The 21,473-nt window shown below is 41.7% G+C and carries 18 protein-coding genes; 13 read left to right on the forward strand and 5 right to left on the reverse strand.

Annotation, left to right across the window (positions count from 1 at the left end; all coding sequences use genetic code 11):
* Nucleotides 1–22: 22 nt before the first annotated feature.
* Nucleotides 23–1,927 (reverse strand): ABC transporter ATP-binding protein, encoded by a 1,905-nt coding sequence (locus tag DES39_RS09910; RefSeq protein WP_121145665.1) that lies wholly within the window; start codon nt 1,925–1,927, stop codon nt 23–25.
* A gap of 462 nt (nt 1,928–2,389) precedes the next feature.
* Here DES39_RS09910 and DES39_RS09915 point away from each other — a divergent pair, with 462 nt between their 5' ends.
* The 4 genes from DES39_RS09915 (at nt 2,390) to purD (ending at nt 7,283) form a co-directional block, all read left to right on the forward strand.
* On the forward strand, nt 2,390–3,028 hold the full coding sequence (locus DES39_RS09915) for a bifunctional 4-hydroxy-2-oxoglutarate aldolase/2-dehydro-3-deoxy-phosphogluconate aldolase (protein ID WP_121145667.1): 639 nt from the start codon (nt 2,390–2,392) through the stop codon (nt 3,026–3,028).
* A 442-nt stretch (nt 3,029–3,470) separates the two neighbouring features.
* Nucleotides 3,471–4,214, forward strand: a complete 744-nt coding sequence (locus DES39_RS09920; protein WP_121145669.1) for a carbonic anhydrase — start codon at nt 3,471–3,473, stop codon at nt 4,212–4,214.
* Nucleotides 4,215–4,351: 137 nt separating this feature from the next.
* A complete protein-coding gene (purH, locus tag DES39_RS09925) occupies nt 4,352–5,941 on the forward strand; it encodes a bifunctional phosphoribosylaminoimidazolecarboxamide formyltransferase/IMP cyclohydrolase (RefSeq protein WP_121145671.1) in 1,590 nt (529 codons plus the stop codon).
* A gap of 52 nt (nt 5,942–5,993) precedes the next feature.
* Nucleotides 5,994–7,283, forward strand: a complete 1,290-nt coding sequence (gene purD, locus DES39_RS09930) for a phosphoribosylamine--glycine ligase (protein WP_121145673.1) — start codon at nt 5,994–5,996, stop codon at nt 7,281–7,283.
* Between the two features lie 79 nt (nt 7,284–7,362).
* Here purD and DES39_RS09935 read toward each other — a convergent pair whose 3' ends face one another.
* Nucleotides 7,363–7,824: a YgiW/YdeI family stress tolerance OB fold protein gene (locus tag DES39_RS09935; RefSeq protein ID WP_121145675.1), complete on the reverse strand. Its 462-nt coding sequence runs from the start codon at nt 7,822–7,824 to the stop codon at nt 7,363–7,365.
* 98 nt (nt 7,825–7,922) lie between these two features.
* Entirely contained in the window at nt 7,923–8,486 is a 564-nt protein-coding gene (locus tag DES39_RS09940; protein WP_170143391.1) for a DUF1439 domain-containing protein, read from the reverse strand.
* Nucleotides 8,487–8,736: 250 nt separating this feature from the next.
* Here DES39_RS09940 and DES39_RS09945 point away from each other — a divergent pair, with 250 nt between their 5' ends.
* From DES39_RS09945 to proC, 8 genes are all read left to right on the forward strand, one after another.
* Nucleotides 8,737–9,699 carry a hexose kinase gene (locus tag DES39_RS09945; RefSeq protein ID WP_121145679.1) on the forward strand — a complete coding sequence of 321 codons (963 nt, stop codon included), beginning with the start codon at nt 8,737–8,739 and terminating at the stop codon, nt 9,697–9,699.
* A 112-nt stretch (nt 9,700–9,811) separates the two neighbouring features.
* Complete coding sequence (gene lacD / locus DES39_RS09950) at nt 9,812–10,789, forward strand: tagatose-bisphosphate aldolase (RefSeq protein WP_121145681.1); 978 nt, start codon at nt 9,812–9,814, stop codon at nt 10,787–10,789.
* A 226-nt stretch (nt 10,790–11,015) separates the two neighbouring features.
* Entirely contained in the window at nt 11,016–11,471 is a 456-nt protein-coding gene (gene gatA, locus DES39_RS09955; protein WP_170143392.1) for a PTS galactitol transporter subunit IIA, read from the forward strand.
* A gap of 11 nt (nt 11,472–11,482) precedes the next feature.
* On the forward strand, nt 11,483–11,767 hold the full coding sequence (gene gatB / locus DES39_RS09960; protein ID WP_121145686.1) for a PTS galactitol transporter subunit IIB: 285 nt from the start codon (nt 11,483–11,485) through the stop codon (nt 11,765–11,767).
* Between the two features lie 4 nt (nt 11,768–11,771).
* Nucleotides 11,772–13,139 (forward strand): PTS galactitol transporter subunit IIC, encoded by a 1,368-nt coding sequence (locus DES39_RS09965; RefSeq protein ID WP_121145687.1) that lies wholly within the window; start codon nt 11,772–11,774, stop codon nt 13,137–13,139.
* Nucleotides 13,140–13,215: 76 nt separating this feature from the next.
* Nucleotides 13,216–14,262: an alcohol dehydrogenase catalytic domain-containing protein gene (locus tag DES39_RS09970; protein ID WP_121145689.1), complete on the forward strand. Its 1,047-nt coding sequence runs from the start codon at nt 13,216–13,218 to the stop codon at nt 14,260–14,262.
* 220 nt (nt 14,263–14,482) lie between these two features.
* A complete protein-coding gene (locus tag DES39_RS09975; RefSeq protein ID WP_121145691.1) occupies nt 14,483–15,256 on the forward strand; it encodes a DeoR/GlpR family DNA-binding transcription regulator in 774 nt (257 codons plus the stop codon).
* 227 nt (nt 15,257–15,483) lie between these two features.
* Nucleotides 15,484–16,275 (forward strand): pyrroline-5-carboxylate reductase, encoded by a 792-nt coding sequence (proC, locus tag DES39_RS09980; protein ID WP_121145693.1) that lies wholly within the window; start codon nt 15,484–15,486, stop codon nt 16,273–16,275.
* A 105-nt stretch (nt 16,276–16,380) separates the two neighbouring features.
* On the opposite strand, the gene gss is transcribed toward proC, so the two are convergent.
* On the reverse strand, nt 16,381–18,258 hold the full coding sequence (gene gss / locus DES39_RS09985) for a bifunctional glutathionylspermidine amidase/synthase (RefSeq protein WP_121145695.1): 1,878 nt from the start codon (nt 18,256–18,258) through the stop codon (nt 16,381–16,383).
* Nucleotides 18,259–18,542: 284 nt separating this feature from the next.
* Between gss and DES39_RS09990 the strand changes: the two genes are divergently transcribed.
* Complete coding sequence (locus DES39_RS09990; RefSeq protein WP_121145697.1) at nt 18,543–20,822, forward strand: FdhF/YdeP family oxidoreductase; 2,280 nt, start codon at nt 18,543–18,545, stop codon at nt 20,820–20,822.
* A 149-nt stretch (nt 20,823–20,971) separates the two neighbouring features.
* Here the strand turns inward: DES39_RS09990 and DES39_RS09995 are convergent, their stop codons facing one another.
* Nucleotides 20,972–21,412: a Dps family protein gene (locus tag DES39_RS09995; RefSeq protein ID WP_121145698.1), complete on the reverse strand. Its 441-nt coding sequence runs from the start codon at nt 21,410–21,412 to the stop codon at nt 20,972–20,974.
* Between the last annotated feature and the right edge of the window lie 61 nt (nt 21,413–21,473).

Consider the following 21,473-nt stretch of genomic DNA (forward strand, 5'->3'; position numbering starts at 1 on the left):
GGTAAATGCAGTCAAAAAATCATTAAGAGGTAAAATGCTCAATTTCAGCTTGAATATCAAACCACTGCATTTCGCTCTCGTCTAATTCGGCTTTTATTTTGCTCTGCTGTAATAATAATTGCGTGAGCTGCTCTTTTTGTGATTGCTCATAAATCATTGGATCGGCGAGCTCATTCTCGATATCACTGAGCTGCATTGACAATTTACTCATCGTCTCTTCTGCTTTTTGCAGGGCTTTTCTTAGTGGTTGTAGCTGTGTCCTTAATTCAGCTTCTCGACGTTTCTGCTCTTTTTTGTCCTGCGCCGACACATTAGCAACACTTTGTCCGATTTGCTCCGCCGTTTGGCTGGTTTTTTGCTCATCCGCTAACCATTTTTGATAATCATCGAGATCACCATCAAAAGACTCAACGCGCTTATCGTGCACTAAATAAAACTCATCAGTGGTCGAGCGCAATAGATGACGATCGTGCGATACCACAACTAATGCCCCTTCAAAATCAATTAATGCTTCAATTAATGCCTGACGCATATCTAAATCAAGGTGGTTGGTTGGTTCATCTAACAATAATAAATTAGGTCGTTGCCAAACAATTAGCGCTAACACTAATCGCGCTTTTTCTCCGCCGGAAAAGGTATTTACCGCTTCCGTGACTTTATCGCCATGAAAATCAAATCCCCCTAAATAATTACGCAGTATCTGCTCGGAATTTTTAGGATCAGCAATTTGCATTAAATGCCAAAGCGGTGACTCATCTGCGCACAAGTATTCCAGCTGATGCTGAGCAAAGTAGCCTAGCTGTATCCCTTTCGCCAAATGAATATCACCAGCAATAGGCTGTAGTTCCCCCGCCAGTAATTTGATTAACGTTGATTTACCTGCACCATTACGGCCAAGTAAACCAATGCGCGAGCCTGGCACCAAATTCAGTTTAATCTTATCTAAAATAATTTTATCGCCATAACCACCAACGACCTTTTCCATCATCAGTAAGGGACTGGGTAAAACATCCGATGGGCGAAATGAAAAATGAAAAGGGTTATCCACATGTGCAGGCGCAATCCTTTCCATACGCTCTAACATCTTAATACGGCTTTGCGCTTGCTTGGCTTTGGTCGCTTTGGCTCTAAAGCGATCAATATAACTTTGCAAATGTGCTACTTTTAGCTGCTGGTGTTCAAACAGCGCTTGATGCTGGGCCAATTTACTCGCTCGCTGAATTTCAAATGATGAGTAATTACCAGAATATTCAAATAACGACTGCTGCTCAATATGAATAATTTTATCGACTAAAGGATCTAAAAAATCACGGTCATGGGAAATCAATAACAAGGTACCCGTATAGCTTTTCAGCCATTTTTCTAGCCACATCACCGCATCAAGATCTAAATGGTTGGTCGGTTCATCGAGTAATAGCAAATCAGAACGACACATTAACGCCTGCGCTAAATTCAGCCGCATCCGCCACCCACCAGAAAACGATTTAACCGGCTGCGCAAGCTGTTCTTGTGAAAAGCCCAGACCATTTAATAACGATGCGGCTCTTGACTGAATCGTCCAGGCATCGATCGTATCAAGCTTACCATGGATTAAAGCGATTTGATTACCATCGTTTTTTTCATTCGCCACGATTAATTGTTGCTCTAACTTACGAAACTCTCGATCACCCTCAATCGCATATTCAATTGCGGTCATCTCAACCGCTGGTGTCTCTTGATTAACCCAGGCAAGTTGCCATTGTGTAGGTATCGACACTTCACCGGCATCTGCAACAATTTCACCTTTTAGTAAAGCAAAAAGCGTTGATTTACCGCAGCCATTTTTACCTACTAAGCCGACTTTTTGACCGGGATTAATTTTTGCCGACGCATTATCTAATAATAGATTAATACCGCGACGAATCTGTATGGAAGAGAGAACAATCATAATGCCTTTACAAAATTATCTTTTTAAGCGCCTATGCTAGCAAAAAAAAACGATAATAACGACTTTTATTCCATCTCGGTTGTTGATCAAAGCGGTAAAATGCCGACTAAGCCGCTTATCTTCGATAGTGACACCTATCGGCACAATCTAACCGAGAATATTGCAAAATAGAGGCAATTAGCATGAAATATAGGGACTAAAATTGCGATCCGAATCCTTGGTTTCAACACAAAAATAAGTAATGAATGTCTGATAAAATATTGCTATTTTGATGAATTTTAACAGCTTTTAAGCTGATAAAAGATTGAATGCAATAGCGCCTTGTGAGATACTTAATCTCATGCAACTTAAGATCAAGCCCCATCGGGTTTAATCAAAAAATGATACACCCCTTTAGTGTTTACTCTAAAAGACATCAAACGTATTGATAAGTAATAACATTTTAATTGATTAGAGGTTAGTATGAAAAATTGGAAAAGATCAGCAGAAGATATTCTATCCTTAGGCCCCGTTGTTCCCGTTATTGTCATTGAAGAGTTAAAAGATGCCGTTCCTCTTGCAAAAGCTTTAGTTGCCGGTGGCGTTAAAGTATTAGAAGTGACACTGCGTACGGCATGTAGCCTTGACGCCATTAAAAAAATTATCGCTGAAGTCCCTGAAGCAGTCGTCGGTGCAGGCACAGTAACCTCGGTCGAACAGCTCAAAGAAGTCACTAAAGCGGGCGTTGAATTTATCATTACTCCGGGCTTAACCCCATCAATATTAAAAGCTGCCATTGATGGTAATGTTCCAGTCATTCCTGGTATTGCAACCATTAGTGAATTACTTATGGCGAAAGAAGTAGGTTTAACGGCATTAAAATTCTTTCCAGCCGAAATTAATGGTGGCATCGCAGCATTAAAAGCATTCGCAGGCCCAATCCCTGACGTAAAATTCTGCCCAACAGGCGGAATTAATTTGAAAAACTACCGTGATTACTTAGCGCTTAAAAATGTGCTTTGTGTCGGTGGTTCTTGGTTTGTACCAACGGATGTGATTGCTAACGGTGACTTTGCTAAAATTACTGAGCTGGCTAAACAAGCAGTTGATGGCGCAAGATAATTAATAGCCAGATAAAATACGCTGTATCAACAGGGTATTTTATCTTCATACATCAACCATCATATTGGCCAATTATGATAATTGCATTATTTTAATATCAGTGGTTAAAATTAATAATTACCATTTTTATCGGCTGCAGTTCTACTTTAATAATCAATATATTCAATATATTCAATAACTACCTTTATAACGGCTGAATCTATGCCTAAATGCAATAATAGATTGTCAGCCTTTTTCCTGATCACTTCAGACTTAATATACTTTTAGCCATTACAGGGCATAGCGCATACACATAAAGAGCGCATAGTAAAATATGCAGCAAACTCAAGTTCCAAAAAATGCGGAAAAAATGCTATTGCCATTTTGGCACTCTTGTTTCGTCATACCAAAAGCGTAGAATGGCACTAAATATATAAATCGTGTAATAATAAGGAAAATTTCGATGAAAAAATTAATCAGATCGCTGCCACTTTTAGTCCTTGCGCTAGGTGTTACGCTTCCTGCTGTTGCTGGGGTTCACTGGGGATATGAAGGTGATGAGCTGCCTGAAAATTGGGCAAAATTATCGCCAGAATACCAAATGTGTGGATTAGGTAGAAATCAATCACCAGTCAATATTACCACGCCAATTCAAGCGCAAACTGCACCATTAGAAGTCCATTATGGTACCACATCAGGTAATATCGTTAATAATGGTCATACCGTGCAAATTAATGAAGGCAAACCAGATGATTATATTGTTGTCGATAATCAACAATACCATTTAGTGCAATTCCATTTTCATGCACCAAGTGAAAACCAAATCAACGGCAAATCGTACCCAATGGAAGGACACTTTGTCCACAGCAACGCGAACGGCGATCTAGTTGTCATGGCAATTATGTTTGAAGAAGGGCCAGAAAACACCGCGGCAGATCAATTGCTTGCGCGCCTCAATGCAAAAGAAAACTCGCCAGAAGCATTCGACAATATTGATATTAAATCATTATTGCCAGCTAACATGCAGTATTACCGTTTTTCCGGTTCATTAACTACACCACCATGTAGTGAAGGGGTAACTTGGATCGTGCTAAAACAGCCAATGACACTATCTAAAACGGAAATCGATAAATTTACACAAGCGTTTAAACACCACAATAATAGACCTATCCAGCCATTAAATGGCCGTCTAATTATCGAAAACTAACCTAACCATCCACAGCAAAATGACCTACTTATCTAGGCCATTTTGACTGATTATTATCTAATCACTAAACATTTTGCGATAAATTCGGTATACTACGATTCCAATTTAACCTTCAAAGTCAATTTGGAGAGAATTCTATGTCACAGCATCGCCCTATTCGTCGAGCTCTGCTTAGTGTGTCGGATAAGTCAGGAATCGTTGAATTTGCAAAAGCCTTATCCAATCGTCATGTTGAACTCTTATCAACCGGCGGAACCGCCAAACTGCTACAACAAAATCACATCCCAGTTATTGAAGTCTCTGATTATACCGGTTTTCCAGAAATGATGGATGGTCGCGTCAAAACACTTCACCCCAAAGTTCATGGTGGAATACTCGGACGACGAGATATTGATGATCATGTGATGGCAACACACAAGATTGCCCCGATTGATATGGTGGTTGTGAATCTGTATCCGTTTGCCCAGACCGTTGCCAAGCCAGGTTGTACGTTAGAAGATGCCGTTGAAAATATTGATATTGGCGGCCCAACAATGGTGCGATCAGCGGCAAAAAATCACAAAGATGTGGCTATTGTTGTTGATCATAATGATTATCAAACCATCATTGCTAGCATGGATGATAATCAAAACTCATTAACCCTCGCGTATCGGTTTAATTTGGCGATCAAAGCCTTTGAACATACCGCAAAATACGATGGTATGATTGCGAATTATTTTGGTCAGTTAGTGCCGCCTTATTTGGGCGAAACAGACCAGCCTTCAGGCCCATTTCCACGCACACTTAATTTACAGTATATTAAAAAACAAGGTATGCGCTATGGCGAAAATAGCCATCAAAATGCCGCCTTCTACATAGAAGCACAACCGGCAGAAGCCAGCGTTGCAACGGCGCAGCAATTACAGGGCAAAGCACTCTCTTACAATAATATTGCCGATACCGATGCCGCACTTGAATGCGTCAAAGAGTTTGACCAACCCGCTTGCGTGATTGTGAAACATGCCAATCCTTGTGGCGTGGCCGTCAGTGACTCAGTTCTTAACGCCTATCTACGGGCGTACCAAACTGATCCTACCTCCGCATTTGGTGGCATTATTGCCGTTAACCGCTCGCTTGATAAACAAACTGCACAAGCGATTATTAGCCGGCAATTTGTTGAGGTCATTATTGCCCCACACATTGATGCTGATGCCCTATCCATACTTGAAAGCAAAAAAAATATTCGCGTATTAACCTGCGGTCAATGGCAACAACGCGTTCAAGGCTTGGATTTTAAACGCGTTAATGGCGGATTATTAGTGCAAGATCGCGATCTTGGCATGATTACCACACATGATATGCAAATTGTCACCCAACGTGCGCCATCGGCAAGCGAACTTGCCGATGCGCTATTTTGTTGGAAAGTGGCAAAATTTGTTAAATCCAATGCGATTGTCTATGCCAAAGACAATATGACCATTGGGATTGGCGCAGGGCAAATGAGCCGCGTTTACTCGGCAAAAATTGCCGGCATCAAAGCACAAGACGAACAGTTGCAAGTTGCCGGTTCGGTCATGGCGTCCGATGCCTTTTTCCCCTTTAGAGATGGAATTGATGCCGCAGCCAGCGTTGGTATCACCTGTGTGATTCAACCGGGCGGTTCGATTCGTGATGAAGAGGTGATTGCCGCTGCCGATGAACATAATATCGCGATGATATTTACCGCAATGAGACATTTTCGTCATTGATCGTGAAATTGCGTGATTACAGTGAGGTTTTATCTGACATGAGGATAGAGGTATGAAAGTCTTAATTATTGGTAATGGTGGACGTGAACACGCATTAGCTTGGAAAGTCGTGCAATCACCATTAGTGACAAAAGTCTTTGTCGCCCCAGGTAATGCAGGAACAGCACTTGAACAAAATTTGCAAAATATTGATATTCAAACAACCGATATTGCCGGATTAATCGCGTTTGCCAAACAAGAAAATATCGGCCTGACCATTGTGGGTCCTGAAATACCACTAGTGCTTGGTATTGTCGATAAATTCCGTCAGGCGGGATTAACCATTTTTGGTCCCACCCAAGCCGCGGCACAATTAGAAGGTTCCAAAGCCTTCACCAAAGATTTTCTCGCGCGTCATAACATTCCAACGGCTGAATATCAAAACTTTACCGAAATCGCCCCGGCAATTACTTATTTACGCCAAAAAGGTGCGCCAATTGTGGTTAAAGCTGATGGCCTTGCTGCCGGTAAAGGCGTCATTGTCGCCATGACGTTACAAGAGGCCGAAGAAGCGGTACATGATATGCTAGCGGGTAATGCCTTTGGTGAAGCGGGACACCGAGTCGTCATCGAAGAGTATCTTGATGGCGAAGAAGCAAGCTTTATTGTCATGGTCGATGGTAAACATGTTGAGCCCATGGCAACTAGCCAAGATCATAAACGCATCGGTAATCAAGATACCGGACTCAATACCGGCGGCATGGGCGCTTATTCACCTGCTCCGGTTGTTAGCCAGCAAGTTTTTGATCGCGTGATGGAGCGGATTATTTACCCAACGGTCAAGGGTATGGCTGCCGAAGGCAATACCTATACCGGCTTTTTGTATGCAGGTCTGATGATCGATAAGCAAGGTAATCCAAAAGTCATCGAATTTAACTGTCGCTTTGGTGATCCTGAAACCCAGCCGATTATGATGCGCTTACAGTCAGATCTGGTGAAATTATGCTTAGCTGCGTTAAATGGAAAACTCAATTCCGTGCATGCAAACTGGGATGCCAGACCCGCCTTAGGCGTTGTGATGGCTGCGGGGGGTTATCCAGGCGAGTATAAAACAGACGATGAAATTCACGGTTTACCACAAGAAGATAAACACGATTGTAAAGTTTTTCATGCCGGTACGCAGCTTAAGGCAGGTAAAGTGTATACCCGTGGTGGGCGAGTGTTATGTGTAACAGCCTTAGGCCTCACGGTCGCTGATGCACAGCAGCATGCTTACGCACAGGTGAAAAAAATCGATTGGAATGGCTGTATCTATCGTGATGACATCGGCTATCGAGCCGTCGCACGAGAAAAGGCGCAATAAAACGCCTTTGCCGTATCACTGAAACATGTATTGAATTGACCAAAAGTGACGGACACTTTTGGTCAATTACCTGCAAAATTTACTTATCTTCGCTGGTGACTTTTACTAAGTGTTTCACATCAACTTCAATCGATTTCCAATCTTTATCAATTTTGCCTTGAATTTCGACTAAATCATTTGGTGTAATAATTTGACCACGCCAACGTTTATGATCAATCTCAAGTTGAATGGTGCCGGTATCGTCTTTGAATAAATAATCTTTATCACCTAGCGATTGAATAATATAGCCTTTTAATGAAACACGCTGATCATCGCTCATCTCTTTAGCTTGTGCTACCGTACTGATGGTCATTGATGGTCCACGAAAACCACCCTGATTGCCCATCATAGCGTTACCAAGACAATCAGCGTTAACATTACACTGCTGCTCCGCAACAGCATTATTACCTAAAAAACCGCCCGCATTTGGTGCAGGTTTAGCTATTGCAGATCCAACAAAAAGTAACACAGCAATCGTTGTCAATGGGATCATTTTTTTCATCTGTTTGCTCCTTTAGTCAATGAAATGTACCGGGTTATTAAACCGAAAAAAAATTAAGGAAAGATTAAGCTCCCCCAGATTATTACGATTATTTTCACTTACCATGAAAAAACGAGTTTACCCTGTTCAATATTCACTTTACTGGCACTACTAAAGATTAAATACTCCATCGTATTACGCTTATCTAACTGATAAATGGGATTATGTTCAAAATAAAGTTGTAGTGCCTGATTCAAATAAGGCAATAGCGTGCCGGAACTCAGACTACCCAGTGCAGAATTGATCTGATAATCGGCAATTTCAACTTGTTTTAAATAAATCGCTTCCTGCTGTTTATTCAGTTCAGGTAACGCCTTAAGACGTAACTTAATCGCGACATTTTGTTTACCAAGCGGTGTTTGCACTGATGCCATCGCATTACCATTCGCTACGATTTTATTCGGTTCAGTTTGACCAATATCCACACTCATATCATTAAAAGCTAAATCGATTTTCAGCAGGTCACTAGCATCAATACTTTGATTATACTGACTAAGCTGTTTTTGTAACGCACTGTTAATCACCTGCTGAGATAAACTGTATTGCGTCATTTTTTGACATCCCGATATCAGTGTCATTAAAACCAACAGCGGACATATCCATAATATTTTTTTCGAAAGCATTGTCATTACTCACTAAATTGTTCAGTCATAAACTTGACATTATACAAGTCTTGCTCAGCAGATCTAGCAATAAAACGATCAATGCATGCTGATAATCGCTGATCAGATCCCACACCCTTGTTACCGACACAATAAAAATTCTTGTTTAAATATTTCGAATTCAAAATTTTTTCGTTTAATTATTTTTTCGTTATGTTAGAATCGAAAATAAACTTTCGATTAATTTCGAAAATGAAACAAAGAGGTTAATATGATACTAACATTAACGATGAATCCCTCCCTCGATATCTCGTATCCACTCAAGCACTTAGTGATTAACAATGTCAACAGAATCGATGATGCGAAAAAAACAGCAGGAGGCAAGGGGCTCAATGTCGCAAGAGTGATACAAATGGCTCAAAAACCAGTGATTGCAACAGGTTTATTAGGGGGGCATATCGGTCAATATATCCAAGATGAGCTCGCCAAAGATAGTATTGCCCATCAATTTTTGTCGATTAACCAAGAATCACGCCACTGCATTGCCATCTTACATGATAGTGCTCAAACCGAGATTCTTGAAAGTGGACCGACGATTAACCAACAAGATCAACAGGCCTTTAAACAACACTTCGCCAACCTAATTGCACAAGCGGACGTTGTCACCATGTCGGGCAGTCTACCCAAAGGAATTGCAGCAAATTATTACGCGCAGTTAATCGACATCGCCAATAAACAACACAAAAAAGTCTTACTTGATTGCTCAGGCCAAGCACTGAAGGAGGCCTTACAGCACCACGAAAAACCCTATTTAATTAAACCGAACCATGAAGAGTTAGGTTTATTGGTGAATAAAACCATCGATGCCACAAATGTTGAGCAAATCAGCGATATCTTACTACATGCACCGGAATTGCAAGCGATCCCACTCATTATCGTGTCGTTAGGTCAATATGGTGCGCTAGCCAGATATCAACAGCAGATTTGGCGCGTCTCGATTCCACGCATCAACGTCATCAACCCAGTTGGCTCTGGCGATGCCACCTTAGCAGGCCTTGCTATTGCACTGAGTGAACAAAGTACGTTACCAACTTTATTAAAACGCGCCATGGTATTTGGCATGCTCAATGCGCTAGAAGCAAAAACTGGAGCCATTAATTTAGCTCACTATGACGCGTTATTTAAGCAAATTGAGGTCAATTTATACCCATCCCCTCATCACGTATCCGGTTAACAGGCTGTGATAGCAAAGCCTGTTATCTACCGTTGTATTGATGCTATCAAAAGCATGCTTAGCGCTTGTTTCGGTTTCATGAACACTACTCAGTTAATTTAGGAGAACGCCAATGACATTAAGTAATGAAAAAAACCAATTAATGAAAAATTTAATCAATGATCACGGTATCATAGCCTCATTAGCAATAGACCAACGTGGCGCACTGAAAAAAATGATCGCGAAATATAAGCCACAAGGTGCAACTGAACAAGACCTCATTGATTATAAACGACTTGTTTCTCAAACATTAACGGCTTATAGTTCATCGATTTTACTCGATCCAGAATACGGACTCCCGGCAGCAAAAGCACGGCACCCTAATGCTGGTTTATTGCTTGCCTATGAAAAAACCGGTTACGATGCCAGTATCAAAGGTCGCCTACCCGACTTATTAAGTCTTTGGTCAGTGAAACGCTTAAAAGCAGCCGGAGCCGATGCGATTAAGTTTTTGTTATATTATGATATCGATGAAGAAAAACAGATTAATGAACAAAAACATGCCTTTATTGAGCGATTAGGCGCCGAGTGTGACGATTATAATATGCCATTCTATTTAGAATTAGTCTCATATGATGCCAATATAAGTGATAGTGATAGCTTAGAATACGCCAAAGTCAAACCACATAAAGTCAATGACATGATGAAAGAGTTTTCAAAACCCGGCTACGGCGTTGATGTACTAAAAGTCGAAGTACCGGTCAATATGAAATACGTTGAGGGATTTACTGACGGTGACATGGCCTACTCCAAACAAGCCGCTGCGAGTCATTTTAAAGCCCAATCCCAATCGACCCATCTCCCTTTTATCTTTTTAAGCGCAGGCGTTAATGCCTCACTGTTCCAGCAAACGCTTTACTTCGCCAAAGCCTCCGGTTCTACGTTTAACGGCGTATTATGTGGACGAGCCACTTGGGCAAATGGCGTTGAGCAATTTGTATTGGGCGGTGAACAAGCAGCAATTACTTGGCTACAAACCCAAGGACGAGAAAATATCGATGCCTTAAATGCCGTGTTAGCCCAAACAGCCACTCCCATTAAACTCGATTAAGCACCTATCAGGCGGGTCTGCATGACCCGCTATTATAGTCAGCATATTGAAGACAAAGACGCAACAAAACGAAAGAAAATATATTTTTAATTTTCGCTTGAACCTGATCACAAAAATAATTATTTTCATTTGATTTCGAAAGTAAAAACGGATAAGTTACTAGCTAATCTCTGTCGACATATTTAATGTCTTAACAATGATCATTTTAATAAGAAGCGAGAGCAACATGAATAAAAGCAAACTACTTATTAGCGATGGGTTATCTTTTGATAATAATGAGCAGGTTTTAACACATATTAGTCAAACACTAATCGATAAACAAATTGTCGCAGCAAGTCATTTAAACGCATTACAAGATCGAGAGAAGATCTTTCCTACAGGCATTGCCTTTGCCGATTACGCCGTGGCCATTCCTCACTGCGAAGCAGAACACGCCTTAGCGCCGGCGATTTATCTGTTACGCTTAAAAAATTCCGTTGCTTTTAACCGTGCCGATGATGACAGCATGGTTGATGTTAATCTCGTGATGGGCTTAGTCGTTACCGATCCAGCGGATCAACTCACGCTACTTAGAACACTATTCACCCGCTTACAAGATAAAGTATTTTACGAATTCCTTTTAAATTCATCGAGTGATGAAATCCACGCACGTTTTAATCAAGACATTTTTTCGCAGGCTTAATAGGAGAGTATATGAAAAAGAAAATTATTGTTGCATGTGGTGGCGCAGTCGCAACCTCAACAATGGCAGCAGAAGAGATCAAAGAACTATGCGCAGAAAATAATATTACTCTTGAGCTCGTACAGTGTCGAATTAACGAAATTAATACCTTTATTGATGGTACCGACCTGATCTGTACTACCGCTAGAATGGACCAAACTTTTGGTGATATCCCCATCGTTCATGGTATGCCATTTGTCTCCGGTGTCGGCATTGATGCATTAAAAGAGAAAATTTTAACTATTTTAAAAGGGTAATGCTATGTTTGAGCAAATCATGAAGTACATCTTAGATCTAGGCCCTTCGGTAATGCTACCAATTGTTATTATCATTTTTTCCCTTATTTTACGCATGAAAGTTGGTGATGCCTTTAAAGCCGGTATCCATATTGGTATTGGCTTTGTCGGTATCGGCCTTGTGATTGGTCTATTAATTAGTTCTGTTGGCCCTGCCGCGCAAGCGATGGCCGAACGCTTTGATATTAGCTTAAATGTTGTTGATGTGGGCTGGCCAGGCACGGCGCCAATTACTTGGGCTTCACAAATTGCGCTAATAGCCATCCCAATTGCCATTATCACCAATATCATTATGCTGGTGCTGAAATTAACCAAGGTCGTTAACGTTGATATCTGGAATATTTGGCATATGACCTTTACTGGCGCGATCGTGCATATTGCAACGGGCTCATATTGGCTGGGCATTATCGGCGTGATTATGCATGCCATTGTCTCTTATAAACTCGGTGACTGGTTCGCGAAAGATACCCGAGACTATTTTGGTCTAGAAGGTATTGCCATTCCACACGGAACATCCGCATACTGCGCACCGATATCGGTATTTATCGATAACATTATTGAAAAAATTCCAGGATTAAACAAGATCAGTTTCAAGGCGGATGATTTACAAAAGCGTTTTGGTGCTTTTGGTGAACCCGTCGTCGTTGGCTTTTTCATGGGGGTCATTCTAGGCCTACTTGCCGGTTACGATCTCAAAGGTGTATTACAGTTGTCGATTCAAACTGCCGCAGTAATGTTACTGATGCCAAGAGTCATCAAACCAATCATGGACGGCTTAACACCGATTTCACGTCAGGCACGTAAACATTTGCAATCAAAATTTGGTGGACAAGCTTTTCTAATTGGTTTAGATCCCGCTTTATTACTCGGTCAATCAACGGTTGTTACCGCCAGTTTACTGTTTATTCCAATTTCAATTTTGATTGCCATTCTTCTACCTGGTAACCAAATTCTGCCTTTTGGCGACTTAGCCACAATCGGTTTCTTTGTTGCGATGGGCGTTGCCGTTCACCAAGGTAACTTATTTAGAATTATTATTTCAGGTTCAATCATTATGGCCATGACACTATGGATTGCCACACAAATGATTCCATTCACTACTGATCTTGCCATTAATGCTGGCGCTATCAACGCAGGCAGTGGTGATTTACTCGGTTCAATGGACCAAGGTGGCGCGCCATTAACTTACATTTTGACGCAACTCACTACGCTACAACAACCGATTGGTTTTACGATTATTGGTCTGTTCTATGCATTTTGTTTATTCCTCACATGGAAACGCGCCCGTCGTTTTGCCTTAGTTGAACAAGCGCAAGCAGACGATAAGCAATAATCATTTATCTCAACTAGAGTGCCTGCATTTTAGTTGAGATTGCGATGCTAAACACTTTATAGATTAGGTAACTATTATGAAAGCAATTATCGTTAATGAAGATAGTACATTACAGACGCAAGAGTTAGAGATGCCAGTCATTGAAAACCCACAGCAAATTATTGTTAAAATCGCCTATTCTGGTTTATGTGGCTCTGATATTCCGCGTATTTTCCACCACGGTGCTCACTTTTACCCCATAACGCTAGGTCATGAGTTTAGTGGTACCATTGTCGAAGTAGGTCAACACGTCGAACATTTAAAAGTCGGCGATAACATTGCCAGCGTTCCACTGCTACCCTGCTTTAAATGTGATGAGTGCCATCACCACTATTATTCATTATGTAAAAATTATACCTTTGTTGGCTCACGTAAAGCCGGCGGCTTTGCTGAATATGTGGTGATGGATCAAAAAAACGCCTTTAAACTGCCCAATAATGTTTCACTATTAGCGGGCGCCTTTTTCGAGCCCCTCACCGTTGGTATGCATGGAATTTTGCTAGCGGATGGCTGTCAGGATAAAAATGTGATTATTGTCGGTGCCGGCACAATTGGTTTGCTGGCAATGCAATGCGCAAAAGCAATGGGCGCAAGCTCAATTATCGTGATTGATATTAACCAAGAACGTCTGGCATTAGCAAAATCATTAGGCGCCGATCATGTTTATAATCCAAGTCATCTTACTGCCGAGCAAATATTAGACGCGATGAATGATTTGCGTTTCAACCAACTCGTCCTTGAAACAGCCGGTTCGCCGATTACGGTGAAACTATCGATCGATATTGCCGGACCGCGCGCCCAATTAGTGCTGATTGGCACCCTGCATCAAGATTTAGCTTTACCAGAAAAAACTTTTGGTTTAATTTTACGCAAAGAGCTGACTATTATGGGCAGTTGGATGAACTATTCCGCGCCTTGGCCGGGTAAAGAGTGGCAACTCATTAGTGATTACTTTGCACAAGGCAAAATTGAGCTTGAAAAACTCATTGCCGGTATCGGTGGTGCTGATGAATTTATTAAAATGGTGACCGATTTACACGGTAAATCGATGAGTGGCAAACTTTTGCTTCGCATGGAGAATTAATATAATATTGCGTCACTTTAACGACACGATATAATAAGGGCAGAGGATTGAAGTCCCTGCTCTTGATAAAAATAGCGTCAAAAATGGCTTAATCTGCTAAAATACACTTAGTAATATGATGATTTAGACATATATTATTTACGCCGATGATAAGTAACATGGCTGCAACACAAATTAATATCAATAATAAACATCCACGTAATTAACAAAGGGCCGGGAAATGAATTCACTTGAAAGACGCAATAAAATTATTGAATTGGCCCAAAAAACGGGCAGTGTATTAGTCAATGACTTATCCACGTCATTTGATGTGTCAGAAGTGACGATTCGAACCGACCTGCGCCTGTTAGAAAAGCAGGGATTACTGTTGCGCTTTCATGGTGGTGCGACTTTACACCATTACGATCATGATGAAAAAAACACCAATGAATTAAAACTTGAAGATCGTTACCAACGTTTTATTGATCCCAAAAAACGCATCGCATTAGCTGCCGCTAAATATGTCAAACCTGGTGACACCATTATTCTTGATAGTGGCAGCACGACCATGATGTTAGCGGAAGAGTTAGTCAAAGTTGACAATATCACCATTATTACCAACAACTTACCTGCCGCCTTTGTTTTATCCGATAACAGTAATATCATGCTTGCAGTTTGTGGTGGCACACTGCGACACAAAACTCGCTCTTTACACGGCACAATAGCGGAGCAATCGCTAATCGGTATTTCGTCCAATTATCTGTTTGTTGGCGCTGATGGTATCGACGCTGAGCGTGGCATTACGACCTTTAATGAAGGTTATGCCATCAGTCAATTTATGGCTAATGCCGCGCAAACCGTTGTGGCATTATTAGATTCATCAAAGTTTGGCAAACGCGGTTTTAATGTCGTGTTACCCATTGAGCAGCTTGATACGATTATCACCGATACCGGCGTTGACGCGCACGATGCCAATGATTTTATTAGTAAAGGCATCAATTTTATCACCGTTTAAATTCAGTCCTTTGCACTGACGAATAATTTAATCTCATTTAACCACAGCAATTACCCGCTGTGGCTTGATTGGCCAACGCCGGCTAAGAGCCATAAACTCATCAACATAATAATGACATTCAGTCATCGCCAATTGAGCCCGTTTAATGCCATAATAAATCACGATAAAAAGTGGTGTTAACGCATCATGCCGGATTAAGCAGACAAAGAATCATAAGAGGAACCAAAATGAAACATGTTGGAATCATTGGCGTTGGTCATTTAGGATCAGCCGTTTTAAAGGGTTTATTAACCAGTGGATATCTTAAAGCCGAGCACATCTCAATTAGCGGTGGCACGAGTGGTAAAGCACAAACACTCGCTAAGCAATTAAATTGCCACTTTTGCGCGAGTAATAGCGAGTTAGCCGCCCGATCAGGTATCGTGATTTTGGCCGTTATACCGCGAATCTTACCCGAAATACTGGAAGAGATAAAACCGCATCTTAAAGCAGGTACACTCGTCATCTCCCTCGCCGCGTCATTTACGTTAGCGCAATTTTATCAATACTTACCCGCTAACACACCAATCGTGCGCGCGATCCCAAATATTCCAAGCGCCGTTTGCCAAGGTATGACCGCCATCAGTGCCGCGCCAGTCGTGAGTGCTAACCAACTAACCGACGCTAAACAACTCTTTGAAGCAATTGGTAAAATCGCGATTGTCGATGAGAAAAAACTGGATATTAGCAGCACGGTCGCCGGTTGTTCCCCTGCTTATGTCGCCGTATTTATTGAAGCGTTAGCCGATGCCGGTGTTCTGGCAGGTCTATCTCGCGAAGAAGCTTACTTATTAACAACGCAAGCGGTAATGGGGACAGCAAGTTTATTACTGGCTGACAACATGCTCCCCGCTCAGCTCAAAGATCAGGTTTGTTCACCTGGCGGAACAACCATTCGTGGTGTTGCGCAGCTCGAAAAATGGGGGATGCGTAATGCGGTGATCGAGGCGGTGAAGGCCTCTGCAAAAATTAACGATTAAGCATGGCTTGCACTTCATTGATGACACTTAATCTATAGCATCACTAAGACTGAACGATGGCAAAGCGCACAATGCGCTTTGCTAATTAACACCAGTTGCTAGCACTTATTTTATAAATTCATCATCGTTTAAAACGCGCAATGGCTCCATATCACTCGCCCCTTTGATCACTAACGATGCATCGGAACGTAAACAGCTACCGCCGTAATGCCCGCCAACCGTAAAGGTACAAATTTGCACATATTTATTATCCACTTTGGGTAAACACCAAAGCTGCTGATAAATATTCTCCTGCTGATCAAAGCGGCCACTGGTTTTGTCTAATACCTGCTCATCGTGATTGACGAGCTCAATATTGTTACCGCAGCGTCCCGCAATCGGCTTAATCGCATACCCCTGCTGAATTAAATTGTCATTTAACTCAAATGTCGACTCTAACAGATAACGGTGATTTGGGAATAGTGACCATAACACCGGTAAAATCGCTTTATTACTTGGAATCACCGTCCAAAGTGGTTCAAAAACATTTACCTCTGGACGCAATAGCACATCAATTAAACGTACCTGATTTTCAGGATGACCCGTTCGAATTGGCGGTGCAGCGATTTGCGATTCGCTCTCTTCACGTAGCTGCTCAAGTACCGTTTCCCATGCCCATGTTTTCCACACACAATTCACCAATTGACCATCGCCGTCAACTAACTGACCGTGTTTATCCCAATGTAGCTCATCGAGGCCGTGTAAAATTTTACTAGCAAAACCCGCTTGTGATAATGCTTTTTGCATAAATAAAGCATGATAGTTTTCTTCATCATCATTATCTTGCATAATATGCACAAATGGCTTGGCATCACTGTGCTTCCAACTATCTGCAAGCGCATTAAGCAAATCTTTACCTGGATTTGAACCCGCCGTTAAACCACCTTGTTCAGCCCATTTTTGCAAGATTACCCCTGTCTCGGTATGGCAAGATGCGGAATCAGAATTATATTCATAAACTTTTAAACCACGCTCATCCATACAAAAGTCTAAACGACCGGTAATCATCTGATAACGGCGTTTTTGCCATGATAAACGCAATCTGGGCCACAAAATTTCCGGCACATTAAAATTACGTAACAAAGCATCATCCTTTAAGACTTTATCCGTTGCATGTAAGTACATCAAATGTAGCTCATTGGTTGCGCGAATCAATTCCTGGTGCGCACTTTCTGAAATCGTAAAATAATGATAGGGGGTATGATGATTAACGCCATGTCCGTTAGCTTGCACATAAGCATGCTCTAATGGATCAGATTCATTGAGCCACTGACCAGTAAATTGCCCTTTATCAATTAAACTAGCCGCATGAATCGGGCGATACTCAGCCGGAGTAACCGGCTGTGGCAAGCTATAAGTTGTATCATCAGTCTGAATCATCCAGCCTAAAATCACGGTATGATCAAATGTATCTTGCAGATGATATTCACCATTAATACATGTTAGTGGCAATTCACGCGTCCATTGTTGCCCAGCTGGCAAACGCTGGTGGATCACATTTTGTTCAACAATGCGGACTTTATCGGCAAACACCGCCGTGATAATGGCCACATGACCCGTGCGGTGAAACATGCCACCATCTTGCCAAATAAGCAGTGCACCAGCGGCTGGCGCTTTATTACTGCCGTTAGCAAACGCTTGTAGCGGTAATAATGCTTCATCAACCACGTGGCGTAAAATACGTAACGAGAATATCTCATATGCCATACCCACATCGGTAAATACCACGCCATAATTGAGGTATAAAAACCGCCTTGCAAACTCAACACATTGCCATTTATGGCCCATATATTCATGACCAATATAGCTACGAAAAGAAGATTCATCGGGAAAATCGTCTTTATTTATTGTACTGTAATCGGATGAATAAATCGCGACGCCGCCGGGCGCGAAACCGAGCAATGTGCCAAAGGGTTCATTTTGATTTTGCGCTGTAATTGACATAATGGTGCCTTCTCTTAGACCTGCTAACAATCAATAATGCATCATATGCCAATTTATAGCTGAACTCTAGTTATCTCGATAGAAATAGCACGATTTTCACCCCAACAAACTGCTTTGTTATGATTGTGTATAGTATGTAATGATAACGTAAAACCGTTAGGTAGATTGAGATAAATTAAGGGATGATAAAAACAATAATTGATAAAAATGACAACGACTTATCGCAACATAATCCTCCTAATAAAACGCGAATTCAGATCATTGGAAGTACAAGGAGCTTATTGATGAAATCAAAAATTGAAGAATATACAGGACCTGCTGGTGGCTGGGGTGCCCTTAAAGCCGTAGCACAAGCTATTCGGGGGCAAATGGAAATGGGTAAAGATATCATTGCCATGTTTGATATGAATAAGCCCACTGGTTTTGACTGCCCAGGATGTGCCTGGCCCGATCCCAAACATTCAGCCTCGTTTGATATGTGCGAAAATGGCGCGAAAGCCGTCTCTTGGGAAGCAACGGCAAAACGTGCTACGCCAGAGTTTTTTGCCGCCAATCCAGTGAGTGAATTACTTAAGTGGAATGATTACGATCTGGAAAATGAAGGTCGTTTAACCCACCCAATGAAATATGACGCCACCACCGATACCTATCGGGTCATTGAATGGCAAACGGCTTTCGATGAAATCGGGGCCATATTACGTCGTTATGACGACCACAATACCGTTGAATTTTATACCTCTGGCCGTACATCAAATGAAGCGGCATTTTTATACCAACTGTTTGCGCGTGAATATGGTACAAATAACTTTCCGGACTGCTCGAATATGTGTCATGAACCGACCAGTGTTGGTCTTGCTGCAGCAATCGGTTTAGGTAAAGGTACCGTCCTATTAGAGGATTTTGATCAAGCTGATTTAGTCATCTGTATTGGTCACAACCCGGGGACGAATCACCCAAGAATGTTGTCATCACTGAGGGCGGTTTCTAAACGCGGTGGTACGATTGTTGCTGTCAACCCACTTAAGGAGCGCGGACTCGAGCGTTTTACCTACCCTCAAGATCCCGTTGAAATGTTAACACTCAGTTCAACCAAGCTAGCCTCTCATTACTATCAAGTGCGCATTGGTGGTGATATCGCTCTACTAAAAGGTGTCATGCGTTTAGTGCTTGAGCAGCACAAAGCAGCCGTCGCAGCAGCTAAACCGGCAATTTTAGATCTCGATTTTATTGAGCAACACACCCACGGCTTTGCTGAGCTTGAACAAGACATTGTGAGTACAAAGTGGGATGAGATTATCAGCAAATCAGGCATTAGCCGCGAACAAATTGAAGAACTCGCTCAGCTTTATATTCAAGCTGAACGCACTATTATCTGTTATGGCATGGGAATTACTCAACATCAGCATGGAACACAAAATATTCAACAATTAGTCAATTTACTGTTATTAAAAGGCAATATAGGCAAAGAAGGCGCGGGGATTTGCCCATTACGTGGTCACTCAAATGTACAAGGTGATCGCACCGTTGGTATCACCGAAAAACCGAGCGCGACCATGTTAGCCAATATTGAAAAACGTTTCGGCTTTACGCCACCAAAAGAGTTTGGTCATGCAGCAGTTGCGACCATGCAAGCCCTGTTTGAAGGTACCTCTAAAGCCCTTATTTGTATGGGCGGTAATTTAGCCGTCGCAATGCCAGATCACGATGCGACTTATGCCGGAATGAAGAAACTTGAGTTAGCGGTGCACACCGCAACCAAGCTCAATCGTTCTCATTTATTAACCGCCAAAAATACCTACCTCATGCCGGTATTGGGTCGTACCGAAATTGATATGCAGCAATCAGGTGCGCAGTGTGTGACAGTCGAAGATTCTATGTCAATGGTTCATGCATCAAGAGGCATGCTCAAACCGGCAAGTCCACTACTCAAATCCGAATGTGCTATTGTCGCCGGGCTCGCTAAAGCAACGCTGCCTGATAGCAAAGTCGCATGGGATGAGTTAGTTAACGATTATGACCAAATCCGTGATGCCATTGAAGCCGTGTTCCCCGATTTTAAAGACTATAATGCCCGTATTCGTGTACCCGGTGGTTTTCATCTGGTCAACCCAGCTGCAGAGCGCCGATGGGTGACGGCATCAGGGAAAGCAAACTTTATCACTACCGATAGCTTAAACGAGGACCCGCAAGATACGCAAGATAGTGAGTTAGTACTAACAACTGTTCGCAGTCATGATCAATACAACACCACCATTTACAGTATGAATGATCGTTACCGTGGCGTATTTGGTCGCCGAGATGTCGTATTTATTAGTGCTGCAGAAGCTGAAAAGCAAGGTGTAAAAGCCGGTGATGTTGTCAATCTCATCGCACTTGGCAAGGATATGCAGCCAACCTACCGGCGTTTAGATAAGTTAACTATCGTCGTCCATGATATTGCTGATCGCTGCCTAGCAACCTATTTTCCGGAATCGAATAATTTGCTGCCGTTAGATCGCTTTGATGCGCAATCCGGTATTCCATCTTATAAAAATATTCCAATTAAGTTAGAAAAAGTGGCTTAATTAAAACACGCCCCAATCCACAAAAACCATTATTGTGTTAATGTGGATTGAGTTTTTGCATCTGCATTAAGTGGGTATAAAAACAGTAATCATCATCACGCTAAAATTAATTAGCCTGATGAGATGGCAATAGAAAGGGTTAATGACCGTTAATTATCTAATGTATATTTAATCATCCAAATCGCTTTTTCTAGATGAGCAATATTATCTTCAGCAAGGCCTACTGTCGTGAAATCATTAGCCGCATCTGCGTACTGGCGTAAAGTTAAAAATGCGTCTTTTAGGTATTTATAAGCGTCATCCATTGCCGTAATCACCTCTTTTGCGCTATAGCTTTCTTGTGAGATTTTGGGACATTTTGCCGTCTCTAATAATACTTTTTGGCAAGTCAATGCTTTGCCGCCAAGCTGCAATGCTCTTTCCGCTAATTCATCAAATAATTCAGCCATTTGATTATAGGCTTTTTCAGTATATTCATGTACACCAAAAAAGTGCATGCCACGTACATTCCAATGATAATCATGAAACTTAATAAATAAAGCATGAGAATCGGCCTGTAATTGATGTAATTGTTTGATAACCTGTGACATAATTTCTCCTCAATATAGCTAAGTTAAGTGTAATTTAGTTTTTCAATGCAAAAAATCATCA

It is taken from the genome of Orbus hercynius (assembly GCF_003634275.1).
Classification (GTDB): domain Bacteria; phylum Pseudomonadota; class Gammaproteobacteria; order Enterobacterales; family Orbaceae; genus Orbus; species Orbus hercynius.

Bases quoted from the DNA above. Each gene is read 5' to 3' on its own strand.
- purH (WP_121145671.1), top strand. From the start codon at position 4,352: ATGTCACAGCATCGCCCTATTCGTCGAGCTCTGCTTAGTGTGTCGGAT.
- DES39_RS09915 (WP_121145667.1), top strand. From the start codon at position 2,390: ATGAAAAATTGGAAAAGATCAGCAGAAGATATTCTATCCTTAGGCCCC.
- DES39_RS09910 (WP_121145665.1), bottom strand. From the start codon at position 1,927: ATGATTGTTCTCTCTTCCATACAGATTCGTCGCGGTATTAATCTATTA.
- DES39_RS09935 (WP_121145675.1), bottom strand. From the start codon at position 7,824: ATGAAAAAAATGATCCCATTGACAACGATTGCTGTGTTACTTTTTGTT.
- DES39_RS09975 (WP_121145691.1), top strand. From the start codon at position 14,483: ATGAATTCACTTGAAAGACGCAATAAAATTATTGAATTGGCCCAAAAA.
- DES39_RS09965 (WP_121145687.1), top strand. From the start codon at position 11,772: ATGTTTGAGCAAATCATGAAGTACATCTTAGATCTAGGCCCTTCGGTA.
- proC (WP_121145693.1), top strand. From the start codon at position 15,484: ATGAAACATGTTGGAATCATTGGCGTTGGTCATTTAGGATCAGCCGTT.
- DES39_RS09920 (WP_121145669.1), top strand. From the start codon at position 3,471: ATGAAAAAATTAATCAGATCGCTGCCACTTTTAGTCCTTGCGCTAGGT.
- gatA (WP_170143392.1), top strand. From the start codon at position 11,016: ATGAATAAAAGCAAACTACTTATTAGCGATGGGTTATCTTTTGATAAT.
- lacD (WP_121145681.1), top strand. From the start codon at position 9,812: ATGACATTAAGTAATGAAAAAAACCAATTAATGAAAAATTTAATCAAT.
- DES39_RS09940 (WP_170143391.1), bottom strand. From the start codon at position 8,486: ATGCTTTCGAAAAAAATATTATGGATATGTCCGCTGTTGGTTTTAATG.
- gss (WP_121145695.1), bottom strand. From the start codon at position 18,258: ATGTCAATTACAGCGCAAAATCAAAATGAACCCTTTGGCACATTGCTC.
- DES39_RS09995 (WP_121145698.1), bottom strand. From the start codon at position 21,412: ATGTCACAGGTTATCAAACAATTACATCAATTACAGGCCGATTCTCAT.
- gatB (WP_121145686.1), top strand. From the start codon at position 11,483: ATGAAAAAGAAAATTATTGTTGCATGTGGTGGCGCAGTCGCAACCTCA.
- purD (WP_121145673.1), top strand. From the start codon at position 5,994: ATGAAAGTCTTAATTATTGGTAATGGTGGACGTGAACACGCATTAGCT.
- DES39_RS09970 (WP_121145689.1), top strand. From the start codon at position 13,216: ATGAAAGCAATTATCGTTAATGAAGATAGTACATTACAGACGCAAGAG.
- DES39_RS09945 (WP_121145679.1), top strand. From the start codon at position 8,737: ATGATACTAACATTAACGATGAATCCCTCCCTCGATATCTCGTATCCA.
- DES39_RS09990 (WP_121145697.1), top strand. From the start codon at position 18,543: ATGAAATCAAAAATTGAAGAATATACAGGACCTGCTGGTGGCTGGGGT.